Annotated in this window: 24 protein-coding genes; 8 read left to right on the plus strand and 16 right to left on the minus strand. The window is 59.8% G+C overall.

What is annotated here, in order from left to right; translation table 11 throughout:
- Positions 1 to 98: 98 nt before the first annotated feature.
- Complete coding sequence (gene clpA / locus KW842_RS09215) at positions 99 to 2405, minus strand: ATP-dependent Clp protease ATP-binding subunit ClpA (RefSeq protein WP_218303808.1); 2307 nt, start codon at positions 2403 to 2405, stop codon at positions 99 to 101.
- A complete protein-coding gene (clpS, locus tag KW842_RS09220; protein WP_090191571.1) occupies positions 2402 to 2704 on the minus strand; it encodes an ATP-dependent Clp protease adapter ClpS in 303 nt (100 codons plus the stop codon). Before clpS ends, clpA begins: the two co-directional genes overlap by 4 nt.
- 325 nt (positions 2705 to 3029) lie before the next feature.
- On the opposite strand from clpS, the gene KW842_RS09225 reads away from it, so the two are divergent.
- The 5 genes from KW842_RS09225 (at position 3030) to rfbD (ending at position 6796) form a co-directional block, all read left to right on the plus strand.
- Positions 3030 to 3233 (plus strand): cold-shock protein, encoded by a 204-nt coding sequence (locus KW842_RS09225; RefSeq protein WP_008446468.1) that lies wholly within the window; start codon positions 3030 to 3032, stop codon positions 3231 to 3233.
- Between the two features lie 197 nt (positions 3234 to 3430).
- Positions 3431 to 4501, plus strand: a complete 1071-nt coding sequence (gene rfbB, locus KW842_RS09230) for a dTDP-glucose 4,6-dehydratase (protein WP_218303809.1) — start codon at positions 3431 to 3433, stop codon at positions 4499 to 4501.
- Positions 4498 to 5397: a glucose-1-phosphate thymidylyltransferase RfbA gene (gene rfbA / locus KW842_RS09235; protein WP_218303810.1), complete on the plus strand. Its 900-nt coding sequence runs from the start codon at positions 4498 to 4500 to the stop codon at positions 5395 to 5397. The genes rfbB and rfbA overlap by 4 nt, the downstream gene beginning before the upstream one ends.
- Positions 5394 to 5942 (plus strand): dTDP-4-dehydrorhamnose 3,5-epimerase, encoded by a 549-nt coding sequence (gene rfbC, locus KW842_RS09240; protein ID WP_218303811.1) that lies wholly within the window; start codon positions 5394 to 5396, stop codon positions 5940 to 5942. Before rfbA ends, rfbC begins: the two co-directional genes overlap by 4 nt.
- Positions 5939 to 6796 carry a dTDP-4-dehydrorhamnose reductase gene (gene rfbD / locus KW842_RS09245; RefSeq protein ID WP_218303812.1) on the plus strand — a complete coding sequence of 286 codons (858 nt, stop codon included), beginning with the start codon at positions 5939 to 5941 and terminating at the stop codon, positions 6794 to 6796. Before rfbC ends, rfbD begins: the two co-directional genes overlap by 4 nt.
- 28 nt (positions 6797 to 6824) lie before the next feature.
- Here rfbD and icd read toward each other — a convergent pair whose 3' ends face one another.
- Positions 6825 to 8081, minus strand: coding sequence for an NADP-dependent isocitrate dehydrogenase (icd, locus tag KW842_RS09250; RefSeq protein WP_218303813.1), 1257 nt, complete (start codon positions 8079 to 8081; stop codon positions 6825 to 6827).
- 121 nt (positions 8082 to 8202) lie between these two features.
- On the opposite strand from icd, the gene KW842_RS09255 reads away from it, so the two are divergent.
- Entirely contained in the window at positions 8203 to 8763 is a 561-nt protein-coding gene (locus KW842_RS09255) for a pseudouridine synthase (RefSeq protein WP_218303814.1), read from the plus strand.
- Positions 8764 to 8857: 94 nt separating this feature from the next.
- Here the strand turns inward: KW842_RS09255 and rpsT are convergent, their stop codons facing one another.
- Positions 8858 to 9124 (minus strand): 30S ribosomal protein S20, encoded by a 267-nt coding sequence (rpsT, locus tag KW842_RS09260; RefSeq protein WP_218303815.1) that lies wholly within the window; start codon positions 9122 to 9124, stop codon positions 8858 to 8860.
- Positions 9125 to 9319: 195 nt separating this feature from the next.
- On the opposite strand from rpsT, the gene murJ reads away from it, so the two are divergent.
- Positions 9320 to 10870 carry a murein biosynthesis integral membrane protein MurJ gene (gene murJ, locus KW842_RS09265; RefSeq protein ID WP_218303816.1) on the plus strand — a complete coding sequence of 517 codons (1551 nt, stop codon included), beginning with the start codon at positions 9320 to 9322 and terminating at the stop codon, positions 10868 to 10870.
- Positions 10871 to 10969: 99 nt separating this feature from the next.
- Positions 10970 to 11728 carry a PEP-CTERM sorting domain-containing protein gene (locus KW842_RS09270; protein ID WP_218303817.1) on the plus strand — a complete coding sequence of 253 codons (759 nt, stop codon included), beginning with the start codon at positions 10970 to 10972 and terminating at the stop codon, positions 11726 to 11728.
- On the opposite strand, the gene KW842_RS09275 is transcribed toward KW842_RS09270, so the two are convergent.
- The 12 genes from KW842_RS09275 to KW842_RS09330 form a co-directional block, all read right to left on the minus strand.
- Positions 11725 to 12270 (minus strand): FxDxF family PEP-CTERM protein, encoded by a 546-nt coding sequence (locus KW842_RS09275; RefSeq protein WP_218303818.1) that lies wholly within the window; start codon positions 12268 to 12270, stop codon positions 11725 to 11727. The two genes, KW842_RS09270 and KW842_RS09275, sit on opposite strands and share 4 nt — an antisense overlap.
- Before the next feature lie 281 nt (positions 12271 to 12551).
- The gene (locus KW842_RS09280) at positions 12552 to 13514 is read right to left on the minus strand and encodes a TIGR03790 family protein (protein ID WP_218303819.1); all 963 of its coding nucleotides are present in this window, start codon (positions 13512 to 13514) and stop codon (positions 12552 to 12554) included.
- 194 nt (positions 13515 to 13708) lie between these two features.
- Positions 13709 to 14239: an FxDxF family PEP-CTERM protein gene (locus tag KW842_RS09285; RefSeq protein ID WP_218303820.1), complete on the minus strand. Its 531-nt coding sequence runs from the start codon at positions 14237 to 14239 to the stop codon at positions 13709 to 13711.
- A gap of 28 nt (positions 14240 to 14267) precedes the next feature.
- Entirely contained in the window at positions 14268 to 14810 is a 543-nt protein-coding gene (locus KW842_RS09290; protein ID WP_218303821.1) for an FxDxF family PEP-CTERM protein, read from the minus strand.
- Positions 14811 to 15043: 233 nt separating this feature from the next.
- Positions 15044 to 16456 carry a mannose-1-phosphate guanylyltransferase/mannose-6-phosphate isomerase gene (locus tag KW842_RS09295; RefSeq protein WP_218303822.1) on the minus strand — a complete coding sequence of 471 codons (1413 nt, stop codon included), beginning with the start codon at positions 16454 to 16456 and terminating at the stop codon, positions 15044 to 15046.
- Positions 16453 to 17625, minus strand: a complete 1173-nt coding sequence (locus KW842_RS09300) for a sugar phosphate nucleotidyltransferase (RefSeq protein ID WP_218303823.1) — start codon at positions 17623 to 17625, stop codon at positions 16453 to 16455. Before KW842_RS09300 ends, KW842_RS09295 begins: the two co-directional genes overlap by 4 nt.
- Positions 17626 to 17809: 184 nt before the next feature.
- Complete coding sequence (locus KW842_RS09305) at positions 17810 to 18499, minus strand: SGNH/GDSL hydrolase family protein (protein ID WP_218303824.1); 690 nt, start codon at positions 18497 to 18499, stop codon at positions 17810 to 17812.
- 2 nt (positions 18500 to 18501) lie between these two features.
- Positions 18502 to 19575, minus strand: coding sequence for an acyltransferase (locus tag KW842_RS09310; RefSeq protein WP_218303825.1), 1074 nt, complete (start codon positions 19573 to 19575; stop codon positions 18502 to 18504).
- Positions 19576 to 19602: 27 nt separating this feature from the next.
- Positions 19603 to 20634 carry an acyltransferase gene (locus KW842_RS09315; protein ID WP_218303826.1) on the minus strand — a complete coding sequence of 344 codons (1032 nt, stop codon included), beginning with the start codon at positions 20632 to 20634 and terminating at the stop codon, positions 19603 to 19605.
- A 13-nt stretch (positions 20635 to 20647) separates the two neighbouring features.
- Complete coding sequence (locus tag KW842_RS09320; RefSeq protein ID WP_218303827.1) at positions 20648 to 21775, minus strand: DUF1972 domain-containing protein; 1128 nt, start codon at positions 21773 to 21775, stop codon at positions 20648 to 20650.
- Positions 21776 to 21827: 52 nt separating this feature from the next.
- Positions 21828 to 22988: a glycosyltransferase family 4 protein gene (locus KW842_RS09325; protein WP_218303828.1), complete on the minus strand. Its 1161-nt coding sequence runs from the start codon at positions 22986 to 22988 to the stop codon at positions 21828 to 21830.
- Between the two features lie 14 nt (positions 22989 to 23002).
- Complete coding sequence (locus KW842_RS09330) at positions 23003 to 24235, minus strand: glycosyltransferase (RefSeq protein WP_218303829.1); 1233 nt, start codon at positions 24233 to 24235, stop codon at positions 23003 to 23005.
- Position 24236: the final 1 nt, after the last annotated feature.

The raw sequence follows: 24236 nt of genomic DNA on the forward strand, positions 1-24236 counted from the left end.
GGATCAAAAAGGTTGTCAGATGGAATATTCTGGCACAGCCTGCCCGGCGCGTATAGGCGAAAAAAAGCCCGCTGGTGAGCGGGCTTGGCGGGAGTGGCTTAGTCGACTTCGACGGTTTCCGGTGGCGGGGCCGGCGCCGCGTCTGGCGGTTCCGGGAACTCCAGCTTGACCAGGTCCTTGTCGTCCAGATCCACGGTCACCTTGCCGCCGGTGACCAGGCGGCCGAACAGCAGCTCGTCGGCCAGGGCCTTGCGGATCATGTCCTGGATCAGGCGCGACATCGGACGCGCGCCCATCAGCGGATCGAAACCTTTCTTCGCCAGGAAGGTGCGCAGCTTCTCGGTGAACACCGCTTCGACTTTCTTCTCGTGCAGCTGCTCTTCCAGCTGCATCAGGAATTTGTCGACCACGCGCAGGATGATTTCCTCGTCCAGCGCGCGGAAGCTGATGATGGCGTCCAGGCGGTTGCGGAACTCCGGCGTGAACATGCGCTTGATGTCGCCCATTTCGTCGCCAGCCTGCTTGGTGTTGGTGAAACCGATAGCCGACTTCTGCAGCGACTCGGCGCCCGCGTTGGTGGTCATGATGATGATCACGTTGCGGAAGTCGGCCTTGCGTCCGTTGTTGTCGGTCAGCGTGCCATGGTCCATCACCTGCAGCAGGATGTTGAAGATGTCCGGATGGGCTTTTTCAATCTCATCCAGCAGCAGCACCGTGTGCGGTTTCTTGGTGATGGCTTCGGTCAGCAGGCCGCCCTGGTCGAAACCAACGTAGCCCGGCGGCGCGCCGATCAGACGCGACACGGCGTGACGCTCCATGTATTCCGACATGTCGAAGCGCACCAGATCGACGCCCAGGATGAAGGCCAGCTGTTTCGCCACCTCGGTCTTGCCGACGCCGGTCGGACCGGAGAACAGGAAGGAGCCGATCGGCTTGTCGGTTTTGCCCAGGCCGGCGCGTGCCATCTTGATCGCCGAGGCCAGCGCTTCGATCGCCGGGTCCTGGCCGAACACCACATTGCGCAGGTCGCGGTCGATGGTTTGCAGCTTGCTGCGGTCGTCCTGGTTGACGGTTTGCGGCGGGATACGCGCGATCTTCGAGATGATGTCCTCGATCTCGCTCTTGCCGATGGTTTTCTTCTGCTTCGACTTCGGCAGGATGCGTTGCGCCGCACCGGCTTCGTCGATCACGTCGATCGCCTTGTCCGGCAGGTGACGGTCGTTGATGAAGCGTGCCGCCAGTTCCGCCGCGGTCGACAGCGCCGACGACGAATACTTGACGCCATGGTGCTCTTCGAAGCGCGACTTCAGGCCGCGCAGGATCTGCACCGTCTGCTCGACGGTCGGCTCGTTGACGTCAACCTTCTGGAAACGGCGGCTCAGCGCGTGATCCTTCTCGAACACGCCACGGAACTCGGTATAGGTGGTCGCACCGACGCACTTCAGCTGGCCATTGGCCAAGGCCGGTTTCAGCAGATTGGACGCATCCAGCGTGCCGCCCGAAGCCGAGCCGGCACCGATAATGGTGTGGATCTCGTCGATGAACAGGATGCCGTTCGGATTATCCTTGAGCTGCTTCAGCACCGCTTTCAGGCGTTGCTCGAAGTCGCCGCGATACTTGGTGCCAGCCAGCAGCGCGCCCATGTCCAGCGAATACACCACGGCATTCGACAGGATCTCCGGCACGTCGCCCTGGGTGATGCGATAGGCCAGGCCTTCGGCGATGGCGGTCTTGCCCACGCCAGCCTCGCCCACCAGCAGCGGGTTGTTCTTGCGGCGGCGGCACAGGATCTGGATCACCCGGTCGACTTCCTCTTCGCGGCCGATCAGCGGATCGATCTTGCCGTCGGCAGCCGATTTGTTGAGGTTCTGGGTGAACTGGTCGAGCGGGCTTTCCTTGCTCTGGCCTTCGCCGGCCGGCGCGCCCTCCTCCACACCTTCCGACGCCTTGGCGGTATCGGACTGCTGGTCTTTGCGCACGCCGTGCGAGATAAAGTTAACCACGTCGAGACGGGTGACGCCCTGCTGGTGCAGGTAGTACACCGCGTGCGAATCTTTTTCGCCAAAGATGGCCACCAGCACGTTCGCGCCCGTCACTTCCTTCTTGCCGTTCGAAGCCGACTGGACGTGCATGATGGCGCGCTGGATCACGCGCTGGAAGCCTAGCGTCGGCTGGGTATCGACCTCGCCCGTGCCTGGCACGGTCGGGGTGTTGTCACCAATAAAATTGGTGAGCGTTTTGCGCAGATCTTCAATGTTGACGGCGCATGCACGCAACACTTCGGCAGCCGAAGGGTTGTCCAGCAAGGCCAGCAGCAAGTGCTCCACCGTGATGAATTCGTGGCGCGCCTGTCGGGCTTCGACAAACGCCATATGCAAACTTACTTCCAATTCCTGCGCAATCATACTTCCTCCATCACGCATTGCAGGGGGTGCCCCGCCTTGCGCGCATGCGTTAAAACAAACTCCACTTTAGTACAGGCTATATCTTTAGAGAACACTCCACACACTCCTTTGCCGTAGCGGTGAACACTGAGCATTATCTGCGTGGCTGTTTCACGGTCTTTATTGAAATACTCCTGGATGACCGCAACCACAAATTCCATCGGGGTGTAGTCGTCATTTAGCAACGCCACCTGGTACAAAGGTGGCGGCTTCAGCGTTTGCCGCTCCAAGAGGGTTTCATTGTCATGCTTGGTTGCCATACGCTTATATTCTAATGCTTTCGAGGTTGATGCAATGTGCATTTCGCTGCACATATCCAATTGTTTTCCATCTTACGCGGTTTCTGAACTTGACGCAGATAGGGTCCCATTTCGTAAAATCAAGAGTTGCAAAATCACCAAGCGTTGGAAAAGTAGCAAAATGCATACAAATCTGCTTGACTTTCAAAATTGGTCCGCTAACAATGCGTTTATCGGCTTCGTGCAGAAATGTACATGTTGATAAGAAGTGGGCGTGAGGAGAGGGGCAAGAAGCTTCTTGCTTTTATGGCTCGTGTGATCCGTTTTAATTTTGAAAGTTCTTTTTATGGCAACAGGTACTGTTAAGTGGTTCAATGATTCCAAAGGTTTTGGCTTCATCACTCCAGATGACGGCGGCGAAGATTTGTTCGCTCACTTCTCCGCAATCAACATGAACGGTTTTAAGACCCTCAAAGAAGGTCAAAAAGTTCAATTCGAAGTCACGCAAGGCCCTAAAGGCAAGCAAGCTTCCAACATCCAGTCCGCTTAATTCTTTAAGCAAGCAGATGTAAAAAACCTCGCCACGCGAGGTTTTTTTTCGCCTACGCAGCGGCGTGTGTTGCAAATATGCCGCGTCCTTTCGACAAAAAACGACCCTGCGCACCGCTGAGCGTTTTGTGCAGTGCAAGATTATTTTGTCGTAAAATCACCTTTACTACTAATTCAACTTTGATGCGGGAATGACAAATGATTTTTGTGACAGGTGGTGCGGGCTTCATCGGCTCGAATTTCGTACTGGACTGGCTGGCTCAGTCGGACGAGCCCGTTGTTAACTTCGACAAGCTGACCTACGCTGGCAATCTGAACAACCTGGCGTCGTTGAAGCAGGATGCGCGTCATACCTTTGTGCGCGGCGATATCTGCGATCAGGCGCAAGTACTGGCGTTGTTCCAGGAACACAAACCGCGCGCGGTCGTGCACTTCGCGGCGGAAAGCCATGTCGACCGTTCCATCCTCGGCCCAGGCGAATTCATCAACACCAATATCAACGGCACTTTTAGCCTGCTGGAAGCAGCGCGCGCCTACTGGTCGGCGCTGCCGGAAGACGAAAAAGCGGCGTTCCGCTTCCTGCACGTCTCGACCGACGAGGTATATGGCACGCTGGGCCCGGATGACGCGCCGTTCACCGAAACCACCGCGTTTGCGCCGAACAGCCCGTACTCGGCATCGAAAGCAGCTTCGGACCACCTGGTGCGCTCCTACTACCACACCTACGGCCTGCCGGTGCTGACCACCAACTGCTCCAACAACTACGGCCCGTATCACTTCCCTGAAAAGCTGATCCCGCTGATCATCGCCAACGCACAAGCCGGCAAGCCGCTGCCGATCTACGGCGACGGCCAGCAGGTGCGCGACTGGCTGTACGTCACCGACCACGCCGCCGCGATCCGCCGCGTGCTGGAAGCGGGCCGCCTGGGCGAAACCTACAACGTCGGCGGCTGGAACGAAATGGCCAACCTGGATGTGGTACACACGCTGTGCGACATGCTGGACCAGCTGAAGCCCAAGGCCGAAGGCAGCTACCGCGACCAGATCACCTTTGTCAAAGACCGTCCGGGCCACGACCGCCGCTACGCCATCGACGCGCGCAAGCTCGAACGCGAACTGGGCTGGAAGCCGGCAGAGACTTTCCAGAGCGGCATCGCCAAGACCGTACAATGGTATCTGGACAACCAGGCCTGGGTGGCCGACGTGCAGTCGGGCAGCTACGCCAACTGGGTAGAGACCAATTACTTTAACCGTGAAGGCCAGCAATGAGCACTCCCATCCAACGCAAAGGCATTATCCTGGCCGGCGGCTCCGGCACCCGCCTCTACCCGGTGACGATGAGCGTCTCCAAGCAGCTGCTGCCGATCTACGACAAGCCGATGATCTACCACCCGCTGACGGTGCTGATGCTGGCCGGCATCCGCGAGGTACTGATCATCTCGACCCCGCAGGACACGCCGCGCTTCAAGGACCTGCTGGGCGATGGCAGTCAATGGGGCATCAGCATCAGCTACGCGGTGCAGCCATCGCCGGACGGCCTGGCGCAAGCCTTCATCATCGGCAAGGAGTTCGTCGGCGACTCGCCGTCGGCGCTGATCCTGGGCGATAACATCTACTACGGCAACGACCTGGATGCACTGCTGCGCAGCGCCACCGAGCACACCGAAGGCGCCACCGTGTTCGCCTACCACGTGCACGATCCTGAGCGTTATGGCGTGGTCGAATTCAACGAGCAGCGCACCGCCGTGTCGATCGAGGAAAAACCGACGCAGCCGAAGTCCAACTACGCTGTTACCGGCCTGTACTTCTACGATAACAAGGTGTGCGACATCGCTGCCAGCATCAAGCCGTCGGCACGCGGCGAGCTGGAGATCACCGATGTCAACAAAGTCTATCTGGAACAGGGTAAACTGAACGTCGAAGTGATGGGCCGCGGCATGGCCTGGCTGGACACCGGCACCCACGAATCGCTGCTGGAAGCGGGCCAGTTCATCGCCACCATCGAAAAACGCCAGGGCCTGAAAGTGGCTTGTCCGGAAGAGATCGCCTACCGCAAGGGCTATATCAGCCCCGAGCAGCTGCGCAAGCTGGCCGAGCCGCTGAAGAAAAACCAGTACGGCCAATACCTGCTGCAAATTTTGGAAGATAAGGTAGTACAACGATGAATGTGATTCAAACCCCTCTGCAAGGCTTGCTGGTACTGGAGCCGCGCGTATTCGGCGACGACCGTGGTTTCTTCTTCGAGAGCTTCAATGCGCGCCGCTTTGCCGAACTGACTGGTGTCAACGCCGAATTCGTGCAGGACAATCACTCGCGCTCGTCGAAAGGCGTGCTGCGCGGCCTGCACTACCAGATCCAGCAAGCGCAGGGCAAGCTGGTGCGCGCCACCGCCGGTACCGTGTTTGATGTGGCGGTTGACATCCGCAAAAACTCGCCGACCTTCGGCCAGTGGTACGGGATCGAACTGTCGGCGGAAAACAAGCGCCAGATGTGGATACCGCCGGGCTTCGCGCACGGCTTCGTGGTCACCTCCGACTCTGCCGAATTCCTGTACAAGACCACCGACTACTGGGCGCCGGAGCATGAGCGTTCGATCCTGTGGAACGATCCGGCGATCGGCATCCAATGGCCGGAGCTGGACACTGCGCCCCTGCTGTCCGGCAAGGATGCGGCCGCGACGGTGCTGGCCGACGCCGAGGTATTCGCATGAAGGTTTTGTTGACCGGCAGTAGCGGTCAGGTCGGCTACGAGCTGGCGCGCAGCCTGCAAGGTATCGGCGAAGTGGTGGCGGTGGATCGCGGCGTCATGGACCTGTCCAACCTGGACCAGGTGCGCGACGTGATCCGCAGCGTCAAACCGCAGCTGATCGTCAATCCAGCCGCCTACACGGCGGTGGACGAAGCCGAGAGCAAGCCCGAGCTGTGCTACCGCATCAACGCCGAGGCGCCGGCTGTCATGGCCGAAGAAGCCAAGGCGCTGGGTGCGGCGCTGGTGCACTACTCCACCGACTACGTGTTTGACGGCGTGGCATCATCGCCGCGCGTGGAAGACGATACGGTCGGTCCGGTCAACCTGTACGGCGCCAGCAAGCTGGCAGGCGAACAGGCGATCGAGGCAGCCGGCATTCCGCACCTGATCTTCCGCACCAGCTGGGTGTACGGCATGCGCGGTAAAAATTTCCTGCTGACCATGCTACGCCTCGCCAAAGAGCGCGACGAACTGCGCGTGGTGGCCGACCAGCACGGCGCGCCGACCTGGAGCCGTACCGTTGCCGACGTCACGGCGCAAGTGCTGTCGCAGGCGCACGCCGGCGGCCGCGAGTGGTGGGTACAAAACAGCGGCATCTACCACCTGAGCGCGCAGGGACAAACCACCTGGCATGAATTCACCCAGGCCATCGTCGAAGAGGCCGGGCTGCACTGCAAGGTGCTGCCCATCAGCAGCGCCGACTACCCCACAGCGGCGCAACGGCCGATGCACTCGGTGATGTCGTCCGAAAAGCTGATGACGCGCTTCTGCCACCTGCCCGACTGGAAAGACGCCCTGCACCTCTGCATGCGCTAAACTCCGGGGGCAGAACTGCCCCCCGGTTTTATTGCATCTGTTCGATCATCACTTCGCCAAAGCCGGAGCAGGAGACTTGCACGGCGTTTTCCATCAGGCGCGCGAAGTCGTAGGTGACTTGCTTGGAGGCGATGGCTTGCTGCATCGATTTGATGATCAGGTCGGCCGCTTCGGTCCAGCCGATGTGGCGCAACATCATTTCCGCCGACAGGATCAGCGACCCCGGATTGACATAGTCCTTGCCGGCGTATTTGGGCGCGGTACCGTGCGTGGCTTCAAACATCGCCACCGAGTCCGACAGATTGGCGCCCGGCGCGATGCCGATGCCGCCCACTTGCGCCGCCACCGCATCCGAAATGTAGTCGCCGTTCAGGTTGAGCGTGGCGATCACGCTGTATTCCACCGGACGCAGCAGGACTTGCTGCAGGAAGGCGTCGGCAATCGAATCCTTGACCAGGATGTCGCGGCCGGTTTTCGGATTCTTGAACTTGCACCACGGCCCGCCATCGATCAGCTCGGCGCCGAATTCCTTTTGCGCCAGCGCGAAGGCCCAGTCGCGGAAGCCGCCTTCGGTGTACTTCATGATGTTGCCCTTGTGGACAATGGTCACCGACGGCTTGTCGTTGTCGATCGCGTATTGCAGCGCCTTGCGCATCAGCCGCTCGGTGCCTTCCACCGACACCGGCTTGATGCCCAGGCCGGACGTCTCAGGGAAGCGGATCTTGTTGACGCCCAGCTCCTGCAACAGGAAGTCCATCAGGCGCTTGGCGCCCTCTGAACCTTGCGCGAATTCGATGCCGGCGTAGATGTCTTCCGAGTTCTCGCGGAAGATCACCATATTGGTCTTTTCAGGTTCTTTCAACGGCGACGGCACGCCGGTGAAGTAGCGCACCGGACGCAGGCAGACGTACAGGTCGAGTTGCTGGCGCAGCGCGACATTCAGCGAACGGATGCCGCCGCCCACCGGCGTGGTCAGCGGCCCCTTGATCGACACCACGTAATCCTTGACCGCCTTCAGCGTTTCTTCCGGCAGCGCCACATCCGCGCCGTAGACCTGGGTCGATTTTTCGCCCGCAAAGATTTCCATCCACTTGATCTGGCGCTGCCCGCCGTAGCACTTGGCCACCGCCGCATCCACCACTTTGCGCATCACCGGCGTGACATCGCTACCCACGCCGTCACCCACGATGTAGGGAATGATCGGGTTATCTGGTACATTCAGGGAAAAATCCGCATTGACGGTAATTTTTTGGCCGTCTGCCGGTACTTTGATATGTTGATACATCGTGGTTCTCCGAGGGGAATTGCTAGTCTTCTATAAGATATAAGACAACTGGATCACATTATGCACGAGTATGGTCGCGCTGCCAAAGTTTTCAAGCCTACACCAATTCCAGTTTTCAATAATGCCTCTGATTTTATTTAACAAACCTTTTCAAGTGCTGTGCCAGTTTTCCGAACAGGACGGCAAGGCCACGCTGGCCGACCACCTCAGCATACCGAATATCTATCCAGCCGGCCGGCTCGACTACGACAGCGAGGGCTTGATGCTGCTGACAGACGACGGCAAGCTGCAGCACGCCATCGCCCATCCGGATCACAAGGAGGCCAAGGTATATCTGGTGCAGGTAGAAGGTACCGCCGATGCCGCCGCACTGGAGAAGCTGCAGGCGCCGCTGAATCTGGGCGACTTTGTGACGCAGCCGTGCAAGGCGGTGCGCATCGCTGAGCCGGAATGGCTGTGGCCGCGCAATCCGCCGATACGCCAGCGGGCGGATCAACCGACCAGCTGGCTGGCGATCACGCTACAGGAAGGCAAGAACCGCCAGGTGAGGCGCATGACGGCTGCAGTCGGCCTGCCGACACTGCGGCTGGTACGCACGGCGATTGGCGGCGTATCGCTGGCGACGCATCCGCTGATGCCGGGAGAGTGGATGGCGGTTTCGCCAACGGACTTGGCAAGCTAGGCAGGAGTGCCGCGCGGCAGCGCGGCGCGCAAACGATAAAGCCCGCGCCGGACGAACCGGAGCGGGCTTTTGCTTTAAAACCGGCGAACCGGAATTAAGCTGCCAGTGCTTTCAGAGCAGCGGCCAGACGGCTCTTGTGGCGAGCTGCCTTGTTTTTGTGGATGATCTTCTTGTCAGCGATGCTGTCGATGGTCGACACCGATGCCTGGAAGATGGTCGTCGCAGCAGCTTTGTCGCCAGCTTGGATGGCCTTACGTACTGCTTTGATAGCGGTGCGCAGGGTCGAACGCTGGGACGAGTTGTGAGCGTTTTGCTTAACTGCTTGACGAGCGCGTTTGCGCGCTTGTGCGGTATTTGCCATGAAATTTCCTAAATCAGTAAATGATGCGTTTGCAAACATTATTGTTTGGCAAACAGGTGCGTCCAAGGTTGCAATCAGAGCGAACCGTGTGAGTCAAACTACTGCTTGCCAAACAATATTGTCTGCGCAACAGAATTTTGTACAGCCTTGGATTATAGCGATATTTTCCTACTGGAGCAACTATAATCACGTCCCATGAACTTGCTTAAAACTCTAGCCGCTATTTCCAGTATGACCATGTTGTCCCGCATTACGGGACTATTGCGCGAAATCCTGATCGCGCGCGCCTTTGGCGCCGACGCCTTCACCGACGCCTACAACGTGGCCTTCCGCATTCCCAACCTGCTGCGCCGCCTGTTTGCCGAGGGCGCATTCTCGCAGGCTTTCGTGCCGATTCTGGCCGAATACAAGAACCAGCAAGGCGACGCTGCCAGCAAGAAGCTGGCCGATCATGTGGCCACCACGCTGGTGTGGGCCACACTGGTCGCCAGCATTGTCGGCATTATCGCATCTCCGCTGTTCCTGCTGCTGATTGCGCCCGGCCTGGACAAGGACCCGGCCGCGTTCGAGGCCGGCGTGTGGATGACGCGACTGATGTTCCCGTATATCGCCTTCATGGCGTTTGTGGCGCTGGCGGGCGGCATCCTCAACACCTGGAACGAGTTCAAGATTCCGGCGTTCACGCCGGTGCTGCTGAATATCTCCTCCATCCTCGCATCGCTGTTCCTGCAACAGCACCTGGAACAGCCGATTTACGCGATGGCCATCGCTGTGTTTGTCGGCGGCGTGCTGCAGGTGGCGCTTCAGGTGCCCGCACTGATCAAGATCGGCATGCTGCCGCGATTGTCGTTCAATCCGTTCAGCGGGCTGGCCGATCCGGGCGTGCGGCGCGTGCTGAAGAAGATGGGGCCAGCGGTATTTGCCGTCTCGGCCGCGCAAATCAGTCTGCTGATTAATACCAATATCGCCTCCAGCCTGCGCGAAGGCAGCATCTCATGGCTGACCTATGCCGACCGCCTGATGGAATTCCCCACCGCGCTGCTGGGTGTGGCGCTGGGCACGATCCTGCTGCCCAGCCTGTCCAAAGCCAATAGCCAGGGCGACCGCGAGGAATACTCGTCGCTGCTGGACTGGGGCCTGCGCCTGACCTTTCTGCTGGCGATGCCGGCAGCAGTCGGCATGGCGCTGCTGGCGGAACCGCTGATCGCCACCCTGCTCCAGTCCGGCAAATTCACCGCCGAGGCAGTGCGCATGTCGGCCCAGCCGCTGACCGCCTATGCCGCCGGCCTGCTGGGCATCATTCTGGTCAAGACGCTGGCGCCGGCGTTCTATGCGCAGCAGGATATCCGCACGCCGGTCAAGATCGCCATCGGTGTGCTGATCGCCACCCAGGTGATGAATTATTTCTTCGTGCCGCACCTGGCCGTGGCCGGCCTGGCGCTGTCGATCGGCCTGGCGGCCTGCCTGAACGCCGGCTTCCTCTACGCAGGGCTGCGCAAGCGCGGTATCTATCGGCCGCAGCCAGGCTGGCCGCTGTTCTTTTCCAAGCTGGTGGTGGCGTGCATGGTGATGGGTGGCGTCGCCTGGTTCGGCGCCGGCCAGTTCGATTGGATCGGCATGCAGGGCCAGTCGCTGCTGCGCCTCGGTGCGCTGCTGCTGGTGGTTGGGGTCTGCTGCGTAGTGTATTTCGGCGCCCTGCTGGCGATGGGCTTCCGCCTGCGCGATTTCAAGCGCATTGCGCGTTAATGCAAGGCTCAATACCAAAAAACCTGTCTGCCACGCAACGATGGACGATGCAAAACGTGCTAAACTAATTTCCAAATTGTAATTAAGCAGGTGGGAATCATGCTGACGCTCAAACGCTTTGCCGAAGCCGGCGCCGTGGCCGCCCTCTGGATGGGGTGTTGCATGAGCGTGAGCGCAGTGCCCACCGTCGAAGCGCCGCCCGACTGGCAGGCGCAGCAGTCAAAGCCTCCCCATCCCGGCCTGGCCAACTGCAGCAACCCGCCTCCCGCCGACAAAAAGCATGCCCCCACCGCCTGGCAGGGCAGTGACGCCCCTGCCCTGTCAGTGCGCGCCCAACGCGTGCTGCATGGCGGCGGCAAACTGGATCTGGATAGTTATACCGGCCGCTGCCGCCTGACCGATGCCGAACACGACAGCCAAGAACCGCTCAATGATGGCGTCGATCCGGAGAAATTACTGAAAGCGCTGGACGAGCTGGATGCGCTGAACCGCACGCTGAGCGTGGAAGAGGAACAAGCGCTGCTGGAACGGCTGGGCCGGAATATCCAGATTGAGCTGGACAGCGCCGATAAGCAGTTGCACGCTTACATCGGCCACGGCATCAATCGCCAGGACCTGGGACAGCTGGCGCGGCTGGGAGAGCTGCTGCTGGAAGAGGAAGCGGCGCCGCGCTTCGGCCAGGATGAGGCAGGTTACGCCCCGGCTGAAAAGCTTTTGCAAAACCCGCTAGGCGGACCAAGCCAGATGGGATTGGCCGCAGCCATTCCGGAGCCCTTCAGCTATGCGCTGCTGTTATCCGGCCTGGCTTTGATTGCTTTGGTGCGCCGCCGCAAGGGCGGCGCCCGACTGCTTGCTTAGAACAGCTTCTTTGCATCCTTGTTGCGGCGACGGCCTGCAAAGCCGATCATGCCCAGGCCAACTGCCAGCATGGCGAAGGTTTCTGGTTCTGGCACAGCGCTGACCGACACGCTGCCGCTGTAGGCGGTAGCAGCCGACGACAGCAACTTGCCGGTTACCAGCACGTAGTAACTATCGCTGGCGATCGAAGCGGTACTGCCAGCGGTCCATACGTCAGAAGCGCCTTCCGACCATTTGGTGCCATCCAGCGAGAAGCCGGCCGAATTGAACACCTGGAAGTTGGTGATCTGGATCGCATCGCTCAGCAGCGGGTTGGTGAAAGCCGACACGATCGAGCTCAGCACGCCAGTGCCCGAGAAGGTGTATTTGTCGGAGAAGGTGTCGCCTGCGGTTGCCACGTCAAAGCTGTGACCAAAGTAGGCGGTGCCACTGCTGAACGACAGCGCTTGGGTCTGGCTCACATCGGCGGCGCTTGCCACGCCGGAAGCCAATGCTGCAGTCGCCAGGGCGCCTGCCGCCATCAAAGATTTCAGTTTAACCATAATTCCTCCATGATAGGTCGTTGGAAGCCGCTTAACGGCCGCGATATCGATACCGCGAAATCATCCTAGCATGGCAAAAAGACACATATTGGTGTTTTGTTACGAAACAATTTCGTATAAAAAACATATGCTTTTAGGAAATTCAGGGCAAACTGACTGACATAATGCGAGCCGCCATAGGAGAAATCAGGGCTCGCGGTTGCCGCAATGCAGCATGAGATCAGCGACGTAGGAATTAACCTACAAAAAGACGGGAATTTTGGAGGGGGTTGTGACCAGAATTAGCGGCGATATGGGGCCGCCAGCGGCTCGCCGATGAACACGCCCTGAGCCGGCCAGGCAACGCTTTTCCAGTACGCTTCGATGGCCGTATTTCCCTGCAAATATTGCCGTAGCAACACAGTCGGCTGCGGGAATTTTTGCCAGTAATTGCACGGTTCGGTAACCGTACCGTAGCTGGCGGTGGCGCCGGCGTCGAGCCAGCGCAGGCTGCTCATCTGGCCGTCGCTGAGCAGGTCGCCGCCGGTCGAGGTCAGGTGGTCGGCCAGCGCGCCCGGCAGGAAGCGCAGCGTGTCCAGCTTGGCGACACGCGCCATGCCGGTCTGGTAAATCATGATATCGCCCTGCCCTTCGATGCTGTCGGCCTGGATCTGCTTGATGGTCAGCTTGCGCGCCGGCACCGGGCCAGCCTTGGGGAAGAATGGCGCGCGGCTGTTGCGCGGCGTTTCACTGGTGGTCAGATAGTAGGCGCTGGCGGTGGGCATGCTGAAGCCACTGGCCGTGCCGCGCCCGATCAGCGCCTTGGCGGCCGCCACCGACTCGGTCGGCAGCAGCATGGACAGCCGCATGCCGTGATCCTTGAATGGCAGCCCGCTGACGGCATTGAAATATGGGCTGGGCCTGGAGGGGTCGCACGGCTTCTGGCACAAGGCGCTGTCCAGGCCCAGCGTGTAGGCGGAGGTGATGGAATTGCACTCCACCGCGTAAGGCGCGGTCCACACCATCAGCACCGCCTGGATGTGCGGCTCCAGCTTTGCGTCGATCTGTTCTTTCAGCAGGCGGAACTGTTCGGCGTTGAGCCGCCGTGGCCGGTTAGGGATGCGCACATGCACCACGTTCTGCGCCGGCACGTCGCGCGCGCTGCGGTAGTACTCGCCGATTTCCACGCTGAGCGGATCGTCATCGTTGATCACCAGCGCCAGCTGGGCGGCACGCAGCGCGCTGGCGTCGGCTTGACGCACCATCTGCGCCTGTGCGGCGCAGCAAGCCCATACAGCAAGGCAAAACACTATCAGAGCGCGCAAGGTGAGACCGATCATGGCAAAGCGGACGACGGCGCCGTCCTTTTTCCATTATGCGACAAGCTTGCCCTAAAAGAAAACCCCTGCAAGAGGCGATCTGGCAGGGGTTGGTCTGTTCGCCGCCTTGGCGGCGTGTATCAGGCGACGGCTTTGCGGCGGCGGGCGACGAAACCTAGCAGGCCCAGGCCAGCCAACAGCATGGCGTAGGTTTCCGCTTCCGGCACAGCGGTGACGGTCAGATTGCCCGAGTAGATCACGGCGTCGGCGGTGGACACCGTGCCCTCTACTTTGAAGTAGTAGCTACCACTGCTCAGGTTGTTGCCCGACAAGACCCACAGGCCGCTGTCCGCATTCAGGCTGCCGGTAGCGGCGGCCACGTTCGAACCCACTTTGTACAGGCTGAACAGGCTGAAGTCGATGCCGGTGGTATCGTCAAAGCTGATCGCCGACACATTCGATACGGCGCTGCTCAAGGCCGGGATGGTGAAGTAGTAGGTGTCCGAGAAGGTCTTGCCCAAGCTACCTGCGGCAAATTCATTCAGCGGACCGAAGCCCGCCGTACCGTCCAACAAACGCAAGTTCTCGCTGTAGGTGAAGTCGGCTGCGCTGGCAAACGCGGTGGCGGCAGCCAGGACCAGGCCCAGCAGGATAGAAGTGATTTTTTTCATGCGTATCTCAAGAAGTTAAAGTCGACAATCAAGCGCGCTTGCGGCGGCGGGCGACAGCCCCCACCAGGCCGAGACCGGCCAGCAGCATCGCATAGGTATCGGCTTCAGGAACAGCGACGGCGCGCAGCGCGATATTGCCGGAAAGGCTACCAGCACCGTTAATCGTACCGTTCACTTGCAGGTAGTAATTACCTGCGCTCAAAATCAGATTTTTGGTATTCAGCTTCCAGTTATCAATGGCGCCGTTGGATTTCTGTACGGCCGAATACAACAGCGTTCCGTTGCTGGAATACACGGCAAAAGCGGCCAGGTCCAGGCCGGAAGTCGCCGAGATACCGGTTGCCGTCACGTCTGCAGCCAGCAAACTGGTGCCGCTCACGCGGAAACTGAAGGTATCCGCGAAGGTCGAGGTAGCCAAGCTGCTGGCGAAACTCGCAGTGTAGTTAGCGGCGCCGCCGGCTGGATTCAGCGTCAGTACTTTGGTTGCGTGCGAAGCGTCGGCTGCGTTTGCGGAAAAGGCAGCCCCCGCCAGCAACAGCGTTGCGATGATAGCTTGTGCGTTTTTTTTCATCCCATGCCTATATTGAAGGTTAAACGATACCTGCAAGGCATCTATTTTATCGGAGAAGCAACATCCGATAGGCAAGTATATTGGAATTTGGCTAACAAAGCTTTAAGAAATTAAACTTTCTTTGGGATTTGAGTAACGTGATGCAACTTTCATGAACCTTGTACACTAAAATAGTGTTTGCACAAGAAAAAAGGCCTGGAAACCAGGCCTTTTGAGCGATGAGCTGTTGTACATCAAGCGCGTTGGTAGACATCCTCAAAACGCACAATATCGTCCTCGCCCAGATAGCTACCGGACTGTACCTCAATCAGGTGCAGCGGCAGCTTGCCCGGGTTTTCCAGGCGGTGGGTCATGCCGATCGGAATATAGGTCGATTCGTTTTCCGTCAGCAAGGTCACCTTGTCGCCACACGTCACGCTGGCGGTGCCGCTGACCACAATCCAGTGCTCGGCGCGGTGATGGTGCATCTGCAGCGACAGCTTGCCGCCCGGGTTGACAGTAATCCGCTTGACCTGGAAGCGGTCGCCGATGTCGATGCCCTCGTAGCAGCCCCATGGACGATACACGCGGGTATGGTGCAAGTGCTCGGTGCGGTCCTTGGATTTCAGGTGTTCGACCACCTGCTTGACGCGCTGCACCTGATCTTTATGCGCCACCAGCACCGCATCGGCAGTCTCGACCACCACCAGATCCTTCACGCCAACCACCGCCACAATGCGGCTTTCAGCGCGCACCAGCGAACCGGATACATTGTCCAGGTACACATCGCCACGCTGCACATTGCCCTGCGCGTCGGCCTTCTGCACTTCGTGCAGCGCTGACCATGAGCCGACGTCGTTCCAGCCGATGTCAGCCGGCACTACCACTGCGTCGCGGGTATGTTCCATCACCGCGTAATCGATCGAATCAGATGGCGCGCTGGCGAATGCCTCCTCGTCCAAGCGACAGAAGTCCAGATCGCGGTAATCGCCCTTGATGGCGGCGTCGCAGGCGGCTGCCATGGCTGGCTGGAATTCTTTCAGCTCATTCAGGTAACGGTCGGCGCGGAACAGGAACATGCCGCTATTCCAGAAGAAATTGCCCGCCGCGACAAAGCCCTTGGCGGTTTCCAGGTCTGGTTTCTCGACAAAGCGGTCCACCGCAAAGCCGTTGCCGCCGACCGATTTGCCGCTCTGGATATAGCCATAGCCGGTTTCCGGCCCGGTCGGCACAATGCCGAAGGTGGCCAGCTTGCCGTCCCGCGCCAGCGCCGCAGCCTGTTCGACGGCAGCGTAGAACGCATCAACGTTCTCGATCACGTGATCGGCCGGCAGCACCAGCATCATCGCCTCCGGGTCATGGGCGATCAGGTAATTGGCCGCCACCGCTACTGCCGGGGCGGTATTGCGGCCGACCGGCTCCAGCAGGATACCCAGCGGCGCAACGCCGATTTCGCGCATCTGCTCAGCCACCAGGAAACGGTGCTCGTTACCGCACACCACCAGCGGCTCCTCTACGCCAGCACGGCCGGCGAGACGCAGCGCGGTTTCCTGCAGCATGGTCTGCTCCGATACCAGCGGCAGCAGCTGCTTGGGCAGCGCCGCGCGCGACAGCGGCCATAAACGGGTGCCGGCGCCGCCGGACAAGATGACTGGGTAGATTTTCATATGACTTTGAGAACTCTTTCTTCTTGATTAACTTTACTGATGATATTGTCAGCACGGCGCCTGGCGCGACGGTCACGGGCATTGCTCCACTCCCAGTCTGCATATTCACTCAAGTGCCGCATATCGCCGGTACGGTCGACACTGTAGTCTTTGAACACGATCATTTCATCAAGCGAAACATCTGGTAACACGCGAGTATATTCAAACAAGACGCTGCGCACCACTGTCGCCCCCTGGCAAATATGACTGCCATGGCCAATCCAGGTCGGCCCGACGATGGTCACGCCGGATTCGATGCGCGAACCGGAGCCAATATACACCGGCCCCTGGATGCGCGTGCCCTTCCAGTCGATCGACGTATTCAGCCCCACCCACAGATCGTCTTCGAGACGGATACCCGGCACGTCCAGGTGCGCAACTTCGCCCATCAGCACGCTTTGGCAGACTTCCCAGTAATCCTTGACGCTGCCGATATCGATCCAGTTGAATGGCCGCTGCTGCGCATAGAATGGCAGGCCTTTTTCGGCCATCAGCGGGAACAGCTCGGAACCGATATCAAACGGACGGTCGGATGGGATCAGGTCCAGCACCTCCGGCTCAAAGATATAAATGCCGGTGCTGACAAAATTCGACAGCGCCTGTTCCTTGCTCGGTTTTTCCTGGAATGTCTGGATGCGGCCATTCTTGTCGCTGACCACCACGCCGTAGCTGGACACACTGTCCCAAGGCACTTCCTTGGTCACCACCGAGGCCAGCGCCCCTTTGCGCTTGTGCTCATACAAAGCCGACTTGATATCCAGGTCGATCAGCGCGTCGCCGCAGAGCACAATCGTGGTCTCATCAAAAAACCCGGCAAACTCCTGGATTTTCTTCATGCCGCCGGCAGAGCCCAGCGGCTCGGGCACCACTTCGCCTGCGTTATTGGTATAGCCTTCGAAGGAATAGCCGATCTGCACACCGTACTGGTGCCCTTCGCCGAAATAATCTTCGATTTTTTCGTGCAAATAGCTGACGTTGACCATGATCTCCGTGACGCCATATTTGGCCAGGTGTTCGATCAGGTAAGCCATCACCGGCTTGCCGAGGATCGGTATCATCGGCTTCGGTAAATCGTAGGTCAGTGGACGCACCCGAGTGCCCTTGCCTGCTGCCAAGATCATCGCCTTCATCGTATTGCTCCTGAGATAAGTTTACTATTGACTGGGGTTGTTTCGCATCCTCTGGCAATAATAATCAAATATCATCTTTTACGACGCACCGCAGCATTGCTACCTTTAGAGTAATTGAACGAGAGAAAATCTCACTGTAAACCGAAAATAGCTTATTTATACCGGAGCATTTGCCTACCAGAACTTAAGGTTTCACCGCCTTAAAAATGCGCTCGGCAATCTGGCGCATGCCCTTGTCGCCTGGGTGGGCGGCCACGCCCTTGTTGGCGATGCGCTGCTCGCTGCCGGCCATATTCGCGGCCACCGCCTGCAAGCCGCTGATGTCGACGTAAGTGCCGCCCGCCGCCTGGCACGCATCGGCAATGATCTTGTTCTTCGGTGCTGACACCCACCAGGTGCTGACACACATCAGCTTGCCATTCGCAGGACGTAAGGCCGCCAGCGTTTTCGCATAGGCGTCCGCAAAGGCCGCCGCTGGCGTCACCGGGGTGTCATGGAAATTATCCCCCAGCTCCACCACCACGATGTCGGCCTTCTGCGCCAATTGTTGCGCCCGCTCAGACAATTTGAACGTCGCAGGCCCCTGCTCCAGGTCGACGCCGGAAATCGTGTCTGCTTTCCATGGCGTGCCGCTCTTGTCGGTCATCATTTTGGCAAGCTGGCTGACGAAATCCTGGCTGGAATCCGAGGCGGCCATGCCCCAGTCACCGTACCAGCCCAGATTTTTATTGGGCAGGTGATGCGTGATCGAGTTACCGAAGACAAAGATACATTTATCTCCGGCACGGCAATCGCTGGCCATGGCGGCTTGCGGCGCCAACCCGCCCAGCATCGCTGCGGCAAACAAGGTAGTCAGCAAAGTGTGTTTTTTCATGATTATTTTTCCGTCAGAATAGGCGTAGGCGCCTGTGAGAACAGCGTTCTTTTAAGCAGTTTCCATGCAGCTTTGTTGAGTGGATTCTCAACCAGCAGATAGACAAAGTGGGCCGCAATCACGCTCGCCACAAAGGCAATCGGCAAGATCACATAGGGCGACTGCACATGCAGCTTGAACAGGCCGACGCAAATGATCGGCGCGGCAATCGGGTGGATCAGGTACAGGGAATACGAACTGTCGCCCAATCTTACCAGCAGCTTTTTAAAGGCTGGCACGACATTCAGTTGCAGCGACAGCATGGCCGCGACAATCAGCACCGCGCCGGCGTTAAAGCCGCCCAGCATGCGATGCAGGGTCTCGCCAATTTCAGGACTGACGATGGTGGCGATGCCGATCACCAAGGCCAACACCGCAGCCAGCAGCGGCAAGCGGCGGCCATGCTGGTACTGCCAGGCCAGCGCCATGCCAGCGATAAACAGCAGGTTCAAGGGACTGAACAGCACTTGCGCCAGCGCCGTATCCGCCGGCAGGAAGAAACCAGCCCCCCACAATGCGCCAATAATGACTGCGCTGCAAATAAACGGCGATTGGCGCAGCAGCAGCGACAGCGAGAACACATAATAGAACAGCATCTCGTGCAGCAGGGTCCAGCCAACACCGTGCAAAGGCCGCACTTCGCCGGCCGCATTCAAGGTCGGGAACAGTACGTAGGAGGCCAGCGCCTGCCACAAGTCCGGGCGATTGTGCAGTGCGGCAGCCGGCGCCAGGATGACAATCGCCAGCTTGAAGGTGGTAATCAGCCAGTACAGCGGAAACACGCGGGCGACCCGGCGCGCCAGGAAAAACTTGGCGCTACTGGCGTCGCGGTCAAGCTTGGCGCCGGACAGATACATCACAAAGCCGCTGATCACAAAGAAGATCGGCACGCCGATTTCGCCGCCATGCCAGATCGCATGCGCACTGCTGATGCGGTCGTGCAGATAAAAGGTAATGTGCGTGACCAGCACCAGCGCCGCCGCCACAAACCGGAGAATCTGCAGATTCTCGTTCCTCATGTCCGACATATTTTTCATGCCCCTGCTCCCCTGGCCGCGCACGGCTTATTTTTCGACGATGATGGCGGCCGGACTGACAGCGGCGGCGCGCGCCTTGGTTTTCCTGCCGATAAAGCGCTTTTCTATCCAGTGCCAGGACAGGGCCGACAGCAGCAGCGTCAGCGGCAGCGACAGCAGCACGTTATGCCACCATACGCCATCCTTGAACTGCCATGCCATGAATTGCTGTACCGGGAAGGCGTAGATGTACATGCCGTACGAGAAATCGCCATATTTGGCAAAGTGCGTCAGCGGGCCATCCAGGTACACCAGGCGGATCAGGGCGTAAGCCAGCAAGGGGCTGATAAACATCAGGTCCACGCCAGCCCAGAGGCAGGCCACGGCCGCCGCCACTGCCGCCCAGGAGACCCAGGCCGGCAGCACCAGCTCACGGTAGACATACACCAACATGCCTGCGGCAAACCAGCTAAGCAAAGGGAAAAACGGCTGCAGGAAATAGTGCGTGAACGGATCGATCAACGACACCGCCAGCGCGCCCAGCCACAGCGCCAGCACATACGGCTTGTTCAGCTTGCCGGCCATGCCCACCGCAGCCACCACCAGGTAACACACGAACTCATGGCACAAGGTCCACAGCGAACCGTTGATCACCGGGCCTATCGGGTTATCCTGAAACACCCCGGCCATGGCGTCCTGGCCGCGATAAAGGGTCAGGTTCTTGAAGAAATACGGTATCGCCGTACTCCAGTAAGCCGCGCGATCGGTGGTGATCATCGCCCCGACTACCACCGACAGCAACAGCACACCGGCCAGGCCTGGATAAATGCGCAGCACCCGCGCCGATAAGAAGCGCGATAACACCTTGCGGTTGTCCCAGCTGCCAGCGATCAGAAAACCGCTGACGATGAAGAAGATCAACACCGCCACCCGCCCCAAGGTCAGGCGGTGGTCGGTCAGGATGGCGAGCGGCTCGCTGGCGGGGCTACCGCTGGTCAGCGGAAACGCATGCGAAACCAGCACCAGCGTCGCCGCCAGAAAGCGCAACAGGTCGAAGTGATTTTCTTTTCTCAAATTCATGGCGAAATCCGACTCAGGCCGAACGCTCCGCATACGGCGCCAGCAGCAGTTCATACTCGCGCAGAATTTTTTCCCAGGTAAACGCTTCGGCATGGCGCGTCAGCGCGGCGCGGCGCATGTCCGCCAGGCGGGCGGCGTCCGGCAGCAGCTGGTCCAGCACCTGCGCGCAATCATCCTCATCGCGGAAGTACTGCTGCTCCGGCCCCGCTACCCAGCGGTTAAAGGCATTGTCATGCCCCAGCACGGCATTGCCGGCGGCCAGGCTTTCCACCAGCGACGGATTGGTGCCGCCAACCTGGTGGCCGTGCACATAGAAGCGCGAGAAGTAACGCAGTGCCTGCACATTCTTCGCATCATAGATGGCGCCCAGGAACACCACTTCGTCCGAGGCTGCAGCCAGCACCGACTGCTGATACGCATGGGTCTTGGCGTAATTGCCCAGCACCACCAGCTTGACGCCGCGCGGCTTGCGCGACCACGCCTTGACCACCTCCAGGATGGAGTTCTCCGGCTCGGCGCGGGCGATCAGAATGGCATAGCCATTCGGCGCCAGTCCATACTGCGCCAGCAGGCCGGCGTCAGCATCGCGCACCGGTTCGGCGCCATAGGCGATGGTGGTGATTTTTTGCGGGTTGACGCGCGAAGTCAGGTGTTTCTTGATGTCCGGATGGTCGGCCACCAGGTGATTGCCAAGCCAGGCGCCAGCCCATTCGTTCAGGTAGAACCAGGTCTTGGCGACCGCGCCCCACTTCTGGCGGCGCCATTCAATCCCGTCCATATTGAAAATATTATTCAGGCCCTTGAGGCGGAACCACAGGCAGAACACCGCCGTGTTATAGCCCAGCGTCAGAATCAGGCCCTTGGTCTTCGCAGCATGCAGATTGGCCTTCCAGTCAAACACGATGGTCCCCAGCGCCCCTTGCTGCTTGACCGGGATATGCACCAGATGCACGCCCTGCCATTCGTCCTCATACACCGCCTCGCCTTCATCTTCCTGGCAATACACAATCACTTCCCATCCCTGCTTGACCAGGTATAAGGCCAGGTGTTCGGCAAACGTCTCAAACCCGCCATGGTTGGCAGGAATGCCGCGCGTGCCCAGAATCTTGATCTTTTTTTTGCTGTTGCGGTGTTCGCTCATCGCGGTGCTTTCTTAAGTAAACGTTCCAGTATGGTCCAGATATTTATCAGCCTCAGGCTGTCATGTCGGCATAAATACCGGCGGTTTTGCTGACCTGGCTATCCAGCGAAAACAGCGCCTGCTGCCGCAGCTTGCCAGCCTGCCCCATTTGCTTGCGCAACTCCACTCCATCGGCCAGCTTGGCCAGCGCATCGGCCAAGGCGGCGCTATTGCGCGGCTCAAACAACATGCCGCTGACCTCATGCTCGACAATATCCAGCAAGCCGCCATGCCCGGCCGCGATCACCGGTTTGGCGGCACACATCGCTTCGATCGCCACCATGCCGAACGGTTCCGGTTCGGTTGACGGCACCACCGCGATGTCGCAGGCGTCCCACACATCCCAGATCGAGTCGGTGAAGCCGCGCAAGGTGAACTGGTCGCGCGCCGGCGAGGCGGCAATCGCTTCCTGCAGCCCGGTCAGGAAATGCTCCTGCTGCGCGAAGATGCTGCCGACAATCAGATAGCGCATCTGGCGATAGCCCCGCTGATACAGCATGCCGGCTGCCTCCACCAGCAGCAAATGCCCCTTCCAGTGGTTGATGCGTCCCACCAGCGCCACCAGCACCTCATCCGGCGTGGCCACTTCATCACGCAAGGCCGCCACCCGCGCGGCATCACTGCCCTCGGTGCGATCAATGCCGTTCCACACCGTCACCGTGCGCGAGGCCAGCGCTGGCTGCTCGTCGAGCAGCCAGCGCGTAGTCAGGCTGGAGTTGGAGACGACGCGGTCGGCCAGCAAACGCAGCAACAGCGGGAAACCGCGCCGTATCAGCGTAGGGTGCATCAGAATTTCATGCACATGCCACAAATGCGGCGCGCGATGCAGCTTGGCCCATACCGCGCCACTCAGCACCGCCAGCGTATTCGAATACACCACCGCCACCTTGCGGCCCGCCAGCGCCTTGCTGATGCCGCGCACCGCTTTAAACAGGCTGACCGGCAAGCTTAACAGGCCTCGCGGGGAAAACAGCGCACGGCTGACTTTGGTCACCGGGGCGATATGGGTTTCCACGCCTGCCGCCCGCAGCTCGGCCACCAGCGGGCCGTCAAATGGCACGATGACCAGTGCCTGATATGGCGTGTCGCGCAAGCCCGCCGCCAGGTTCAGCAGCACTTTGTCCGAGCCGTACAGCTCCGCACCCTGGTGAATAAACAGAATGATTTTTTTCATGGTTTCTTGTCTTGTCAGGCCGCGCGCGCTTGCGGCGCAGCCAGCTGCGCCTGCATTGCAGCCGCCGCCGCCGCCACCGAATCAATGGAAAACAGCGCGCGTCCGGCCTGGCGGGCGGCCGCGTCGATCTCCGGCTGCTGCAAGCTGGCCAGCACCGCTGCGGCAAATGCCTCGGCGCCGTCGGCCACCACGCACAGCGACTGCAACGAGGCCACCAGGCCCGCCACGCCTTGCCGGGTGCTGACGATCGGCCGCTCGGTCATCAGCATGTCCAGCGTCTTGACGTTGACGCCGCTGCCCGACAGCACCGGGTTGAGCAGCACGCCGGAGGCGGCCATCAAGCCGGGCGCATCGGCCACATTGGCGCGCAGCTGCACGCGCGGGTCGCTGCCGCACAGCCTGATCACTTCTTCGGTCGGACGCGACCCGGCAATGGTCAGCTGCGCATCCGGCTGTTGCGCCCATACCAGCGGCATCACCGCGCTGATCAGCCAGCGCACGCCTTGCACATTATTGGGGGCGTTCAGATTACCGAGGAACAGCAGCTGTGCCGCTTCAGCAGCGGGGACCGGGATGACCGCGCTCTGGAATACCGCTTCCGACAGCGGTGGCAGCCAATGGCCGTTGTGGATGCCGCGTCCGCGCCAGAAAGCCATATCATCGGCAGAGATGTCGAAGCTGATTTTTGCCGTGGCGATCAGCTCCTGCTCAAACCGTTCAAGGTGCCAGCACGCCAGGCTCCAGGCCAGCCGGTTCTTCAACTGGCTGGCCGCTGCCGCCTGGCTGGCGAAATACAGGAACTCGATATTATGCGAGCGATAGAACAAGGGCACTGCCAGCGTCTGGCTGAGTGCGCGCGCCAGCAAACCGCCGTAAGGATTTTCCAGCATGACGGCAGTGGCGCCGAACTGGCGCAATTCGTTCACCAGCGACGCGGTTTGCTGCGCGTCCACGGCGCGCGCCGCCGCGTGCGACGGCGTACCGGCCAGCATGCGGCGCAGCCGTTGCAGATTCGCCGCCATGCCTTTGCGCTTGGTGATGATGCGCAGGCCGGCAACCACCTGCCGCACCTGGTCGATTTCCTGCTGCGATGGCGGACTGTCCTGCTCGCACCAGCACACCAGGAACAGCGCATAGCCCAGTTGTTTCAAGGCGCGCAGACGGCGCCAGATATCTGCGCGGCCGCCATGGTTCGGTGGGAAAGGGAACTCTTGCGCAATCACCACCAGTTTCAAATTTGCGTTCATC

The sequence above is a fragment of the Duganella sp. sic0402 genome (assembly GCF_019219065.1).
Lineage (GTDB): Bacteria > Pseudomonadota > Gammaproteobacteria > Burkholderiales > Burkholderiaceae_D > Rugamonas.